A 13,843-nucleotide genomic window follows, 5' to 3' on the forward strand; every position below is an offset into this window, starting at 1 on the left:
CTTGGCACCCCTGGCCTGGCACGCCCTGCACAGGGACACCGCGCATGAGTACCCAGACCCTCAACGCCCCGCTGGACGCCGGCCGGGCGACGTTGCCGGCCGAGTCGCCGTTGCCGATGCCCGAACAGTCCCTGCGCGACGGTCACCTGCGGGTTCCACATCAGCGCACCTCGCCGCGGATGATCGGGCTCCGCCGCTTCTACATCCTGGGCGGCACTGCGGCCATGACCATCGCCGCCAGCCGGATGATGTGGAAGGTGCTGGCCGTCAACGGCATCAGCGTGCTCGAAGCCTGCCTGCTGGTGCTGTTCGTGGGCCTGTTCGCGTGGATCGCATTGTCCTTCGCCGGTGCCGTGGCCGGCTTCCTGACCGCCGTGTTCGATCGGGGCTACAAGCTGGGCATCGACCCGGATGCGCCGTTGCCGACCGTGCATACGCGCACCGCGCTGCTGATGCCCACCTACAACGAAGATCCGCGCCGGCTGTTGGCCGGCCTGCAGGCGATCTACGAGTCGGTGGCCGAGACCGGCCAGCTGGCGAATTTCGATTTCTACGTGCTCAGCGACACCCGGCGCGATGACATCGGCCAGGCCGAGGAAGCAGCCTTCCACGCACTGTGCGACGCGGTGGGTGGGCATGACCGCATCTTCTATCGCCGCCGTGGCGACAACAGCGGGCGCAAGGCCGGCAACATCGCCGATTGGGTCCGCCGTTTCGGCGGCGCCTACCCGCAGATGCTGATCCTGGACGCCGACAGCCTGATGACCGGCGACACCATCGTGCGCCTGGTCGCGGGCATGGAGCACAATCCGGACGTCGGGCTGATCCAGACGTTGCCGGCGGTGGTCGGCGGACGCACCCTGTTCGCCCGCATGCAGCAGTTCGGCGGGCGCGTGTACGGCCCGGTGATCGGCCGCGGGGTGGCGTGGTGGCATGGCGCGGAGAGCAACTACTGGGGCCACAACGCGATCATCCGTACCCAGGCCTTCGCCGAGCAGGCCGGCCTGCCGTCGCTGCCGGGCCGCGAGCCCTTCGGTGGGCATGTTCTCAGCCATGATTTCGTCGAGGCCGCGCTGATGCGTCGCGGCGGCTGGGCCACCCACATGGTGCCGTACCTCAACGGCAGCTATGAGGAAGGTCCGCCGACCCTGACCGATCTGCTGGTCCGCGACCGCCGCTGGTGCCAGGGCAACCTGCAGCACGCCAAGGTGGTCGGCTCCAAGGGCCTGCACTGGGTCAGCCGCATGCACATGCTGGTCGGCATCGGGCATTACTTCACTGCCCCGATGTGGGCGATGCTGATGCTGATCGGCATCGCGATCCCGCTGTTCCAAGGGGGCATCGACCTCAACGAAGTGCTGCATCTCTCGCCTGCCGTCTACTGGCGCCACCAGGACGAGACCCAGGTGATCCGCATGTTCGCGATCACCATGGTGGTGCTGCTCTCGCCCAAGGTGCTGGGCTATCTGGCGATGCTGCTGGAGCCGGTCGAACGCCGAGGCTGCGGCGGCACGATCCGTGCCTTCATCTCGATGCTGCTGGAGACCATCCTCGCCGCGCTGATGGCGCCGGTGGTGATGTACGTGCAGTCGCGTGGCGTTGCCGAAGTGCTGGCCGGCAAGGATTCGGGCTGGGATGCACAACAGCGCGACGATGGCGGGGTGTCCTGGCTGGCACTGGCACGCGGCTATGGCGGACTGAGCGTGTTCGGTCTGTTCATGGGCGCACTGGCCTATGCCGTGTCGCCGTCGCTGGCGGCGTGGATGGCCCCGGTGGTGATCGGCATGGTGCTGGCGATTCCGGTGGTGGGCTTCACCTCCTCGCGCACCGCCGGCGTCTGGATGCATCGGCTGGGGCTGATGGAAATTCCGGAAGAATCGGCACCGCCCAAGGTGCTGGTGCGCGCCGCCGAGTTGCGCCGCGACGCCGCCGAGGCGCATCCCGCCGGCTGAGCGGTACGTTGCCGCGATCGACGCCCCATTGCAGCCGGGCGCGGTCATAATGCGGCTTGAACGTACTGGAGCCGCCTGATGCTGGATACCGTGGAAAACGAAACCGGCACCGACCCGCAATGGTCGGTGCTGTGGCTGCATGGCCTGGGTGCCGATGGCCATGACTTCGCTCCGATCGTGCCCGAACTGGTGCGCCCGCACTGGCCGGCGATCCGCTTCGTGTTTCCGCATGCGCCGGTGCAGCCGATCACGATCAACAACGGCGTGCCGATGCGCGCGTGGTACGACATCGTCAGCATGGATTTCCGTTCGCGCGCCGACAGCGCCGGCGTGGATGCATCGATCGTGGAGCTGGAGCTGCTGATCGAGCGCGAGATCGCGCGCGGCATTCCAGCCGAGCGCATCCTGCTGGCCGGCTTCTCGCAGGGTGGGGCGGTGATCCTCAGCGCATTGCTGCGCCGCACCCGTCCGCTGGCCGGGCTGATCGCGCTGTCGACCTACCTGCCGGACCCGGCCAAGGCCGCAGCTGCGCGTGCGGCCGAGGCGATCAGCGTCCCGGTATTCATGGCCCATGGCACGCAGGACCCGGTGATCCCGCTGGCGGTCGCCGAGCACACCGCACAGACGTTGAGCGCGCTCGGCCTGCCGGTGGAGTGGCACACCTATACGATGGCCCACCAGGTCTGTGCCGAAGAACTCGACGCACTGGGCAACTGGCTCGAGGCGCGCTTCGCCGCCTGACGCCATGAACGACCCGCGCCAGCAGTCCTGGTTGCCCGAACTGTGCCGCCTGCCGCGGCTGGCGGCGATGCTGGGGTTGGCCGAACTGGTGGTCGTGGTGGTGGCGCTGGCGCCCGATGGCAGTCGCCACTGGACGCCGTCGGACTTCCTGTCCGCCAGCGGCTTCGCGCTGTGGTTGGCGCTGGCGGTGACGGTCAGCCTGTGCAGCCTGCGCGCGATGCTCTCGCGGCTGCCCGAAGTGCCGGGCATGGTGCTGGTCGTGCTGATGACCGGCCTGATCGCCGGTGCCTGCGCCGCGATCGTGCACGCCCTGTATGGCGTACTCGGTGGCAGCAGCTTCGCCCAGGCGGTCGGCTTCTGGCGGTTCACGCTGGGCAGCGCGGCGATGACCGCGCTGATCACCGCGTTGGCGCTGCGCTACTTCTACGTCAGCGACCGCGGCAGTGCGCAGATGCTGGCCAACGCACGGGCCCAGGCGGATGCGCTGCAGGCGCGGATCCGGCCGCATTTCCTCTTCAACAGCATGAACCTGATCGCCAGCCTGCTGCGCCGCGATCCGGACGTGGCCGAGCGCGCGGTGCTGGACCTCTCCGATCTGTTCCGTGCCGCGCTGGGGGCCGGCGATGGCGACTCCACCCTGCAGGCCGAGTGCGAGCTGGCCGAACGGTATCTGTCCATCGAATCGCTGCGCCTGGGCGAGCGCCTGAAAGTGATCTGGTTGCGCGACGAACCGTTGCCGTGGTCGCTGCCGATGCCGCGGCTGGTGCTGCAGCCGTTGGTCGAGAATGCGGTGCTGCACGGCATCTCGCGGGTACCGGCCGGCGGCACGATCGTGCTGGCGCTGTCCAGTGATGGCACGGACCTGCGCATCCGGGTGCGCAACCCGGCGCCGGATCCGGCCACGCGCGGGCTGCCGCTGCTGCAGGGTGCGGGCCATGCACAACGCAACATCGCCCACCGCCTTGCCTGGCGCTTCGGCCCGGCCGCGCGGATGACGGGAGCGTGGGCCGACGGCTACTATGCTTGCGAAATCACGGTCCCGGTCCAGTGAGGAAACTGTCTTGAAGGTGGTGATCGCCGACGACGAACCGCTGGCCCGCGAGCGCCTGCGCTCCCTGCTCGCCGACCAGGCGGGTATCGAGGTGGTGGCCGAGGCCGAGAACGGCGAACAGGCGCTGCATGCCTGTGCCGAACTGCAGCCGGACCTGGTCCTGCTCGACATCGCCATGCCCGGCCTGGACGGGTTGGAGGCTGCGCGCCACCTGGCCACGTTCGAGCCGCGACCGGCGGTGGTGTTCTGCACCGCGTACGACGCGCATGCGCTGTCCGCATTCGAGGCGGCCGCCATCGATTACCTGATGAAGCCGGTGCGTCCCGAGCGCCTGGCCGCCGCCCTGGAGCGCGCGCGGACGTTCCTTGCCGGCCGCAGTGGCCCGGCAACGGCCGCCAGCCAGCAGGCCCGCACGCTGCTGTGCGCCCGCCTGCGCGGCAGCCTGCGGCTGATCCCGGTCGAGGACATCCACTATCTGCAGGCCGAAGAGAAATACGTGGTCGTGCACCACGCCCGCGGCGAAGACCTGCTGGAAGAATCGCTGAAGTCGCTGGAAGAGGAGTTCGGCAACCGCTTCGTGCGCATCCATCGCAATTGCCTGGTCGCCCGGCATGAACTGGTCGAGCTGCGACGAAATGGCGCAGGCCAGGTCCAGGCGGTGCTGCGGCATGGGCACGGGCCGCTGGAAGTCAGCCGCCGCTGCGTGGCCAGCCTGAAGCAGGATCTCAAGCACCTGTAAGTGAAGGCCCGGCCACGGTCTTCCCATTGACCTCGGCAGGCAGCGACCGTTGGTCCAGACGCCTCCGTGCGTCGATAATGGCGCCATGAAGACCCTGCGCATCGCCACCCGAAAGAGCCCGCTTGCCCTGTGGCAGAGCGAATATGTCGCCGACCGCCTGCGCCAGGCGCATCCCGGGCTGGACGTAGTGCTGGTTCCGATGAGCACGCGTGGCGATGAGGTGCTGGACCGTTCGTTGGCGGCGATCGGAGGCAAGGGCCTGTTCCTCAAGGAACTGGAACTGGCGATGCTGCGCGGCGAGGCGGACTGCGCCGTGCACTCACTCAAAGACGTGCCGATGGAACTGGACGCGCCGTTCGCGCTGCCGGCGATGCTGCCGCGCCATGATGCGGCCGACGGCTTCATTTCCAACCTGTATGCCTCGCTGGAGGTGCTGCCGATCGGCGCCCGCGTGGGCACCTCGTCGCTGCGCCGCCAGGCCCAGCTGCGCGCGCTGCGCCCGGACCTGGAACTGCTCGACCTGCGCGGCAACGTCAACACGCGCCTGGCCAAGCTCGACAACGGCGGCTACGACGCGATCGTGCTGGCAGTGGCCGGGCTGGAACGCCTGGGCCTGGGCCATCGCATCGTGGCGCGCCTGGCCGCACCGGACTGGTTGCCGGCGCCTGCGCAGGGCGCGGTGGCGGTCGAATGCAACGGTGAGGATGTGCAGGTGATGGGGCTGTTCGCCGCGCTGGATGACGCCCCCACCCGAGCCTGCGTGGAGGCCGAGCGTGCCATGAACCGCGCACTGCACGGCAGCTGTCATGTGCCGGTGGCCGGCTTCGCACAGTGGGACGGCGAGGATCTGTTCCTGCAGGGGCTGGTTGGCGGTGTCGCCGATGGCCGGATCGTGCGTGCCGAGGCGCGTGGCCCCGCCACTGATCCGGAAGCGCTGGGCCAGCGCGTGGCGCGTGGCCTGCTGGATGCCGGCGCCGGGGAACTGCTCGCGGTGTAGTGCCGGCCGCTGGCCGGCATTCCAGGTCGCGCGAGGTTCCCGGGTAGCCGGCCAGCGGCCGGCACTACCTCACGCGGTGGGCGCGATGCCCACGGCAATCATTTGAACTTGTAGACCACGTTCATCGTGGTCAGCGTGTCGGTCTTGCGCTTGTCGTCGGCGACGTCGCTGTTGTGACGCGCCTGCCAGCCGGCCTTCAGCGCCAGATGTTCGTTCATGCTGACCGACACGCCGAAATCGTTCTGCGCGAAGGTGTTGTAGGAGCCCGATTCGACCAGCAGCGTGTTCACCAGGTCGGTGTTCGGGGTCAGCGTGTACTTGAGATCGAACAGGCCGCGGCCGATCAGGCCGGTGCGGGTCGAGTCGTCCTCGGTGTTGTGGGTGCGGCGCACACCGGGACCGATCTGCGCGTCCATGTAGAAACGCTCGGCATCGATGATCCGGGTGCCGTAACCGAGACCGAACGAGCTCTGGCGGTCGTAGGTGGCGAAATCATCGCGCTCGTAACGCACCGTGGCCGTGATCTGGCGGTGCTCGCCCAGCTGCAGCGCGCTGCCGGCACTGCCGGTGTAGCGGTTGGCGGTGGTGTTGCGGCGGCGGATGGTGGTGCCGTCGTCGTTGGTATCGGTGTATTCCGAGCGCGAGCGCAGGCCGAACAGGTCCATGCTGTGCACCCAGTCATCGTCGGTGTAGCGCAGGCGCAGGCGACCGTTGAAGCTCTCGGTATTACTGTTGCCGCGGGCCGAGGCAAAGCCCAGTTCGCCACCACTGCCGCTCCAGGGGGAGGTCATTGCCGCCAGTTCGGCAACGTCCTGTGCATAAACCGCCGGGGCGCAGAGCAGCAGGGGAACAAGCAACGAAACGCGCAGGGACATCAACGGTTCTCCGTGATCGGACAAGGGGGGAGGGACAGCAAGGGGGGGATGATACTTGATGCGTTCTGCGTCACATTCGGCCGCGGGCCCCGGCTTTAGGGCCCGTTCGGCCTGACTCCCTGTTCAGGGAACATCGATCCGCAGCGAGGGGTCGTCGAAGCGCGAATAGGTCACGGTGATCCGGAACGGCTGGCCGTTGGTCTCGCCGCTGCGCTCGATCTGCACCGGCAGGCCCTGTGCATTGACCCAGTACTGCAGGCCCTCCGGCGCCGCCGTGGCGTGGCGCACCTCGTACTTGTGGGCACGCTGGCCACCGGCACGCGCCTCGCCGAGGTCGCGTACCTGCAACTGCGCCGGCTCCAGATCGGCCGGCAGCGGATTGCGCCACTGGGCGAGCATCCCTTCGGGAACCGGAACCTGACGCACTTCACCGGCGCGCTGCAGGAAGAACGTACCGCCGATGATCGTCTGCGGGCCGTCGTCGGTGATCAGCCGGTAGCGGTCCGGGGCCACGTAGTCCAGCTGCGCTTCCACGGCGCGCGGCCCCTGCATCTTCATGACCGCGTGGAAGCTGCGCAGTTGGCCGAAGCGCTGGCTGGCGGCCAGCACGGTGCCGACCGGATCGGCCGTCGGTGCCGCCGCGGCGGGCACGGCGGCGGCGGGCGTCTCGGTGCGCCCGCAGCCGCTCAGCAGCAGGGCGGCGGCAGACAGGGCAAGGGCAGGCAACAGGCGCATGACGGGCGGCAGCAGGCAATGGGGACCCCACGATAGCCGAAGATGCCGTTGAAGCCGCCACAACGACGGCGACTCGGACATAATCAGGCCATGGACCGATATGAACGCATCAACGCCCTGCATCGCCTGCTCAAGTCCGCCCGTTACCCGGTAACGGTGGCGGCACTGCAGGAAAAACTGGAGTGTTCCCGCGCCACTGTCTACCGCGACCTGGCCTTCCTGCGCGATGCGCTGATGGCCCCGGTGGAGGGCGATGGCGAGGCGGGCTTCCGCTACCAGGCCGACGAAAGCGACCGTTTCGAGCTGCCAGGCCTGTGGCTCAGCTCGGAAGAGCTGCACGCGCTGCTGGCCTCCCAGCATCTACTCTCGCGTACGGGCGGCGGCGTGCTGTCCTCGGTGCTGGCCCCGCTGCAGCAGCGCATCGAAGGCCTGCTGGCGGCACAGGCCGGTGTCTCGACCTGGCCGGTCGACCGGGTCCGGGTGATTCCACATCGCGGGCGCAAATTCGATGAAGCCAGCTTCCGTGCGGTGGCATCGGCCGTGCTGGAGCGCAAGCAGCTGGCCTTCGAGTACCGGGCCCGCTCCACCGACGAGGCGACCCAGCGCACCGTGTCGCCGCAGCGCATGACCCATTACCGCGACAACTGGTACCTGGATGCCTGGGATCACGGCCGCGACGGCCTGCGCAGCTTCGCGGTGGACCGCATCTATAAGGCGCGCGTGATCGATACCACCGCACGCGATGTGGATGACAGCGAGCTGGATGAGCAGCTCGGCGCCAGCTACGGGATCTTCTCCGGGCCGCCCAAAGGCTGGGCCACGATCGTGTTCAGCGCCAAGGCCGCGCGCTGGGTAGCCGATGAGCACTGGCATTCCAAGCAGCAGGGCCGCTTCCTGCCGGATGGCCGCTACGAGCTCAAAGTGCCTTACAGCGTCTCGCGTGAGTTGCTGATGGACGTGCTGCACTACGGCTCGGACGCGGAAATCGTCGAGCCGGTGATGCTGCGCGAGCAGGCCAAGGCCCTGCTGGCACTGGCGCTGACCAGCTACGAGTAAGCGGGCCGGGCCGGCATCGGCTCATGCCGTGGGGTCATATGCCCCGGATTCCGCAAGGGCCGGGGCGTGCGGTATCGTGGGGCGTTGCTGCCCCTATGGAACCCGTTGCCCCCATGAAAAAGTACCTCCTGCTCCCGTTGCTTGCCGCCTCGCTGGCCCTGGCCGCCTGCGGCAAGCCGGCCCATGATTCCCAGAAGCTGGTGGTGGCGGCCACGGCCGTGCCGCACGCGGAGATCCTTGCCGTGGTCAAGCCGCTCCTGGAAAAGGAGGGCCTGACCCTGGACGTGCGCGTGTTCAATGATTACGTGCAGCCCAACGACCAGCTGGTGCAGAAGCAGGTCGACGTGAACTACTTCCAGACCGAGCCCTATCTGGACGCCTACAACCGCGACCGCAAGGCCGACCTGGTCAAGGTGATCGGCGTGCACATCGAGCCCTTCGGCGCGTACTCGCGCCGCTTCAAGTCGCTCGATGCGCTGCCCAACGGCGCGGACGTGGTGATCCCCAACGACCCGAGCAACAACAGCCGCGCGCTGATCCTGCTGCACAAGGCCGGCGTGATCACGCTGAAGGACCCGACCAATGCATTGGCGACCCAGCGCGACATCATCGCCAATCCGAAGCAGCTCAAGTTCCGCGAGCTGGACTCGGCGATGCTGCCGCGCGTGCTGGACCAGGTCGACCTGGCCCTGATCAACACCAACTACGCACTGGATGCCGGGCTCAACCCGACCCAGGATGCACTGGCGATCGAAAGCAAGGATTCGCCGTACGTGAACTTCCTCGTTGCGCGCCCGGACAACAAGGACGATGCCCGCGTGCAGCAGCTGGCCAAGGCGCTGACCGGCCCGGAAGTGAAGGCCTTCATCGCCGAGAAGTACAAGGGCGCCGTCCTCCCCGCGTTCTGACCGGCACCCGCGGTAGAGCCACGCCATGCGTGGCTGGCCGCGCCCCGCGCGGCAGTGATCGCCGCCGCGGGCGTCACCGCACGCGGAACCCCATCGTCGCTTCGACCGCCTGCTGCCAGCCGGCGTACAGCGCCTCGCGCTGATCCACCGGCATCTGCGGGGTGAAGCGGCGGTCCACCGCCCACTGCTCGGCGATCTCCGCGCGGCTGCTCCAGAACCCGGTGGCCAACCCGGCCAGGTAGGCAGCGCCCAGTGCGGTGGTTTCGGCCACCTGCGGGCGCAGCACCGGCACGCCGAGGATGTCGCTCTGGAACTGCGCCATGAAGTCATTGGCGATCGCGCCGCCATCGGCGCGCAGCTCCTTCAGCTCGATCCCGGCATCGGCCTGCATCGCGGCCAGTACGTCGCGGGTCTGGTAGGCCATCGATTCCACCGCGGCGCGGATGAAGTGCTCCTTGGTGGTGCCGCGGGTCAAGCCGAACATCGCGCCGCGGACATCGCTGCGCCAGTACGGTGCACCCAGCCCGACGAAGGCCGGTACCAGGTACACACCGCCGTTGTCGGTGGCGCGCTCGGCGTAGGCCTGGCAATCGCTGGATTTGCCGAACATGCGCAGCCCGTCGCGCAGCCACTGCACCACCGAGCCGGCGACGAAGATCGACCCTTCCAGCGCGTATTCCACACGGCCGTCCATGCCCCAGGCGATGGTGGTGAGCAGGCCATTCTCGGACACGACCGCCTTGTCGCCAGTGTTCATCAGCATGAAACAGCCGGTGCCATAGGTGTTCTTGGCCATGCCCGGCTCGAAGCAGGCCTGGCCGAACAGCGCGGCCTGCTGGTCGCCGGCGATACCGGCGATGGGCAGGTGCTGGTCGAAGAAGAACTGCGCCTGGGTGGTGGCATACACCTCGCTGGAGCTGCGTACCTGCGGCAGCATCGCGCGCGGGATGTTGAACAGCGCCAGCAGCTCGTCGTCCCATTGCAGCGCGTGGATATCGAACAGCAGCGTGCGCGCGGCATTGGTGACGTCGGTGACGTGCGCCTGGCCGCCGCTGAGGTTCCAGATAAGCCAACTGTCGATGGTGCCGAACAGCAGCTCGCCGCGCTCGGCACGTGCCTGCGCGCCCTCGACGTGATCGAGGATCCAGCGGATCTTGGTCGCCGAGAAATAGGCATCGATCAACAATCCGGTCCTGCGCCGGATCAGCGGCTCATGGCCGTCGGCCTTGAGCTGCTCGCAGATCGCATGGCTCTGCCGTGACTGCCACACCACCGCGTTGTGGATCGGCTGGCCGCTGGCCTTGTCCCAGACCACGGTGGTCTCGCGCTGGTTGGTGATGCCGATCCCGGCGATCGTGCGCGGATCCACCTGCTGGCGGTTCAACAGCTCGGTGATCGTGGTGTAGACGCTGGTCAGGATTTCGCGCGGATCGTGCTCCACCCAGCCCGGCTGCGGGAAGATCTGGGTGAACTCGCGCTGCGCGCTGCCGGCGATGCGCCCGGCACGGTCGAACAGGATGGCGCGCGAGCTGGTCGTGCCCTGGTCGATGGCGAGCACGTATTGCTTGTCCATGGCTTGCTCCGTGGAATCGGATGCCTTGCGGCGGTGCAGGCTCACAGCCTACGGCATCGAAACGCGCGCCTGCACGGTGCTCGTCAGCGCTTCGCGCTGTGCAGCGTCCAGCCGCAGGCCGAGATGGCTCCGGCGCCACAGCACGTCGTCGGCGGTGCGCGCCCATTCGTGGGCGATCAGGTAGTCCAGTTCGCGGTCGTGCAGGCCGCCGCCGTGGTCCTGGCCCAATGCGTCGTGTGTCTGGGCGCCGGCAAGCAGGCCGCTTGCGCGCGTGCCGTAGCTGGTGGCCAGGCGCTGGAGCAGGGCAGGGGGCAGATGCGGGTGGGCGCGCTGCAGCGTGCCAGCGACCCGTGCCGCGTCACCGCCGTCGCCGCCGGGCAGGGGCGGGCCACCAGCGGTCCAGGCGGGTCCGGGCGCCGGCAGCGACGGCGACAGGCGCGCAAGCGCCTCCTCGGCCAACGCCCGGTAGGTGGTGAGCTTGCCACCCAGCACGCTCAGCAAGGGCGCACCGGCGGTATCCAGCTCCAGCCGGTAATCGCGGGTGACCCGCGATGCATCGCGATGATGATCGGCCAGCAGCGGACGCACGCCGCTGTAGCGCCAGACGATGTCCTCGGCGCGGACCGGGGTGCGCACGAAGCGGTTCACCGCGTCGAGCAGATAGGCCTGTTCGTCCGCGCGCGGCTGGACCTGTGCCGGATCGTCGTCGTAGTCGGTATCCGTGGTGCCGATCAGGGTGAAGTCGCTTTCGAACGGGATTGCGAACACCACACGCTGGTCGGGCTGCTGGAACAGGTAGGCGCTGTCGTGTGCGAACAGGCGTGGCACCACCAGATGGCTGCCCTGCACGAGCCGCAGCCCCAGCGGCGCGTCCAGTCCGGCACGTTGCAGTACCGCACCGGCCCAGGGACCACTGGCGTTGACCACGCACCGGGCGCGGATGCGCTGCACGTCGCCGGTGGCGGTGCGCAGTACCGCCCACCAGTGGTCGCGGTGGCGGATCAACTGTTCGCAGCGGGTGCGCGTGCGGATCTCGGCACCGCGCTCGTGCGCATCGAGTGCATTGAGCACCACCAGCCGGGCGTCATTGACGCGCGCGTCGGCATACGTGAAGCCGGTCCGGTAAGCGGGTTGCAATGGCCCGCCACGCGGGTCGCGCTGCAGATCGATGCGTCGGGACGCAGGGAAGTGCGGATTGGCCTGGCCCAGGTGGTCGTACAGCCACAGCCCGGCACGCAGCATCCAGGCCGGGCGTAGATGGCGCGCATGCGGCAGCACGAACGTGGTCGGGGCGATGAGCTGGGGGGCGAGCTGGCGCAGTGTCTCGCGCTCGTTGAGCGCCTTGCGCACCAGCGCGAACTCGCCCTGCTGCAGATAGCGCAGGCCACCGTGGATCAGCTTGGTACTGGCACTGGAGGTGTGGGCGGCCAGATCATCCTGCTCGCACAGGCAGACAGAAAGGCCGCGCCCGGCCGCATCCCGCGCGATACCGGCGCCATTGATGCCGCCGCCCACCACCAGCATGTCGAAGGACTCGCGCATCGGCTCCCCAGGGTGGACCGGCGTGGTCCGCGGTGGTGGCCAGTGTCGGCCAATGGCCGGCAACGCGCGATGAAATGTCGGCCCCACAACGACAACGGGCCCGCGAGGGGCCCGTTGTGCGTACTGCGTGGTGCGGAACGGCGTGCTTAGAAGCGCGCGCCGATGCCGAAGCCCACGGTCCACGGATCCAGCTTGGCCTTGTCGCCGGTGCCTTCACCGTTGACGGTCAGCTCCGGGCGCGAATGCATGTAGCGGGCATCGGCACGGGCAAACCAGGTGCTGTTGATGTTCATGTCCACGCCGACGGTGCCGATCGCACCCTTGGCGGTCTTCACGCCGATGTGGCCGATGTCGCTGGCGAGGTCTTCATTGCTGAAGTTGGACTCGTAGTAGCCGGCGCCCACGAACGGACGGAACACGTTGTCGGCCTGGCCGAAGTGGTACTGGCCACTCAGCGCGATCGGCTGCTGCTCGACGGTGCCCAGGCGGGCGCCATCGGTGCCGCGCACGCGGTGGTCGAACTTGTCGGCTGCGCCCCACAGTTCCACGGCCCAGTTGTCGTTGATGTAGTAGCTGAAGCTCAGGGTCGGGGCCGGGCCGCCGTCCACCTTGCGCACGCCATCAAGCGGGTCGTTCTTCGGCTGCAGCAGCGACACGCCGCCAACCACGGCGAAGTGCTTGCCGGAGGCGGTATCGACGGTGCTGTCCTGCGCGAACGCAGCCGGCGCGAAAGCGAGAGCAGTCAGGGTAGCCAGGGTCAGAGTACGGATGGAGCGCATGGGGGAATCTCCTCAGGATGTTTTTGTTCTGGGCCCCGGTGTTGTGGGGCGAGGCAACCGTAGTCCCCGCAATATGAATCGCATCCGACGCGCGTTAAAATTTAGTTGTTTCCATTCAGCGATCAGTGCGAAACCGCTGTATTTCCGGACGATCATGCAACGCTCGACATTCATGCATCTGGTGATCGTGTGATGGAAACGACAACCTGCATCGGCTTGCCTGCGCAGCTGAACGCAGACTGCCGCGTGCTGGTGCTCGGCTCGATGCCCGGCGTGGCATCGCTGCAGGCGGCGCAGTACTACGCGCATCCGCGCAATCGTTTCTGGCCGTTGATGGGCGTGCTGTACGGGATCGACGCGACGCTTCCTTATCCGGATCGCGTGCGTGCATTGAACGCGACCGGCGTGGGCGTGTGGGATGTGATCGGGCAGTGCGAGCGACGCGGCAGCCTGGATGCGTCGATCGTGCGCGGCAGCGAAGTGCCCAATGCGCTGGGTGCACTGATCGACGGCTTGCCGGCGCTGCGCGCGATCGCGTGCAATGGCGGCACCGCGTACCGCGCTTTCCAACGTTTCATTGCGCCCGGGCTTGGCGAACGGGCACAGGCGCTGCCGGTCTGTGCGCTGCCTTCCACCAGCCCGGCCAATGCGGCCTGGCCGCTGCCCCGGCTGGCGCAGGCGTGGCAGCCGCTGGCCGATGCCGTCCGGCGTTGAGGCGGGGACAGCCACGGACAATACGGTACCGACTGGAAAATTCCGCTTTGCACTGTGCCAAGCCGAATCGGCCCAAAGCAGATGCCTGCAACAGCCTGTCCCGGGACAGGGGTGCTGAAAATTCGCCAAGCCGGTTGGCGCTGGCGCGCGATGCCCCCACAATAGGCGATTCCCTACACCA

13 protein-coding genes are annotated in these 13,843 nt (G+C 68.0%); 8 read left to right on the forward strand and 5 right to left on the reverse strand.

Going from position 1 to position 13,843, the window contains the following annotated elements:
- Positions 1–44 precede the first annotated feature (44 nt).
- The 5 genes from mdoH to hemC all read left to right on the forward strand — a co-directional run bounded on the left by mdoH (position 45) and on the right by hemC (position 5,480).
- On the forward strand, positions 45–1,952 hold the full coding sequence (mdoH, locus tag AC07WC_RS11440) for a glucans biosynthesis glucosyltransferase MdoH (protein WP_495210098.1): 1,908 nt from the start codon (positions 45–47) through the stop codon (positions 1,950–1,952).
- Between the two features lie 75 nt (positions 1,953–2,027).
- Entirely contained in the window at positions 2,028–2,693 is a 666-nt protein-coding gene (locus AC07WC_RS11445) for an alpha/beta hydrolase (protein ID WP_495210150.1), read from the forward strand.
- A 4-nt stretch (positions 2,694–2,697) separates the two neighbouring features.
- Positions 2,698–3,744 (forward strand): sensor histidine kinase, encoded by a 1,047-nt coding sequence (locus AC07WC_RS11450; protein WP_495210099.1) that lies wholly within the window; start codon positions 2,698–2,700, stop codon positions 3,742–3,744.
- A 10-nt stretch (positions 3,745–3,754) separates the two neighbouring features.
- On the forward strand, positions 3,755–4,483 hold the full coding sequence (locus AC07WC_RS11455) for a LytR/AlgR family response regulator transcription factor (RefSeq protein ID WP_495210100.1): 729 nt from the start codon (positions 3,755–3,757) through the stop codon (positions 4,481–4,483).
- Positions 4,484–4,568: 85 nt separating this feature from the next.
- On the forward strand, positions 4,569–5,480 hold the full coding sequence (gene hemC, locus AC07WC_RS11460; RefSeq protein WP_495210101.1) for a hydroxymethylbilane synthase: 912 nt from the start codon (positions 4,569–4,571) through the stop codon (positions 5,478–5,480).
- A 98-nt stretch (positions 5,481–5,578) separates the two neighbouring features.
- Here hemC and AC07WC_RS11465 read toward each other — a convergent pair whose 3' ends face one another.
- Both AC07WC_RS11465 and AC07WC_RS11470 read right to left on the reverse strand, forming a co-directional pair.
- Complete coding sequence (locus tag AC07WC_RS11465; RefSeq protein WP_019183617.1) at positions 5,579–6,355, reverse strand: DUF481 domain-containing protein; 777 nt, start codon at positions 6,353–6,355, stop codon at positions 5,579–5,581.
- Between the two features lie 123 nt (positions 6,356–6,478).
- Positions 6,479–7,090, reverse strand: a complete 612-nt coding sequence (locus AC07WC_RS11470) for a hypothetical protein (RefSeq protein ID WP_495210102.1) — start codon at positions 7,088–7,090, stop codon at positions 6,479–6,481.
- Between the two features lie 90 nt (positions 7,091–7,180).
- On the opposite strand from AC07WC_RS11470, the gene AC07WC_RS11475 reads away from it, so the two are divergent.
- Both AC07WC_RS11475 and AC07WC_RS11480 read left to right on the forward strand, forming a co-directional pair.
- Positions 7,181–8,146, forward strand: coding sequence for a helix-turn-helix transcriptional regulator (locus AC07WC_RS11475; RefSeq protein WP_495210103.1), 966 nt, complete (start codon positions 7,181–7,183; stop codon positions 8,144–8,146).
- A 113-nt stretch (positions 8,147–8,259) separates the two neighbouring features.
- Complete coding sequence (locus AC07WC_RS11480) at positions 8,260–9,054, forward strand: MetQ/NlpA family ABC transporter substrate-binding protein (RefSeq protein ID WP_495210104.1); 795 nt, start codon at positions 8,260–8,262, stop codon at positions 9,052–9,054.
- Positions 9,055–9,127: 73 nt separating this feature from the next.
- On the opposite strand, the gene glpK is transcribed toward AC07WC_RS11480, so the two are convergent.
- From glpK to AC07WC_RS11495, 3 genes are all read right to left on the reverse strand, one after another.
- A complete protein-coding gene (gene glpK / locus AC07WC_RS11485; protein WP_495210105.1) occupies positions 9,128–10,627 on the reverse strand; it encodes a glycerol kinase GlpK in 1,500 nt (499 codons plus the stop codon).
- A 48-nt stretch (positions 10,628–10,675) separates the two neighbouring features.
- A complete protein-coding gene (glpD, locus tag AC07WC_RS11490) occupies positions 10,676–12,169 on the reverse strand; it encodes a glycerol-3-phosphate dehydrogenase (protein WP_495210106.1) in 1,494 nt (497 codons plus the stop codon).
- Between the two features lie 146 nt (positions 12,170–12,315).
- Positions 12,316–12,948, reverse strand: a complete 633-nt coding sequence (locus tag AC07WC_RS11495; protein WP_019183623.1) for an OmpW/AlkL family protein — start codon at positions 12,946–12,948, stop codon at positions 12,316–12,318.
- A 192-nt stretch (positions 12,949–13,140) separates the two neighbouring features.
- Here AC07WC_RS11495 and AC07WC_RS11500 point away from each other — a divergent pair, with 192 nt between their 5' ends.
- The gene (locus AC07WC_RS11500; protein ID WP_495210107.1) at positions 13,141–13,662 is read left to right on the forward strand and encodes a DNA-deoxyinosine glycosylase; all 522 of its coding nucleotides are present in this window, start codon (positions 13,141–13,143) and stop codon (positions 13,660–13,662) included.
- Positions 13,663–13,843 lie beyond the last annotated feature (181 nt).

This window comes from Stenotrophomonas sp. GW821-FHT01H02A, assembly GCF_059422145.1.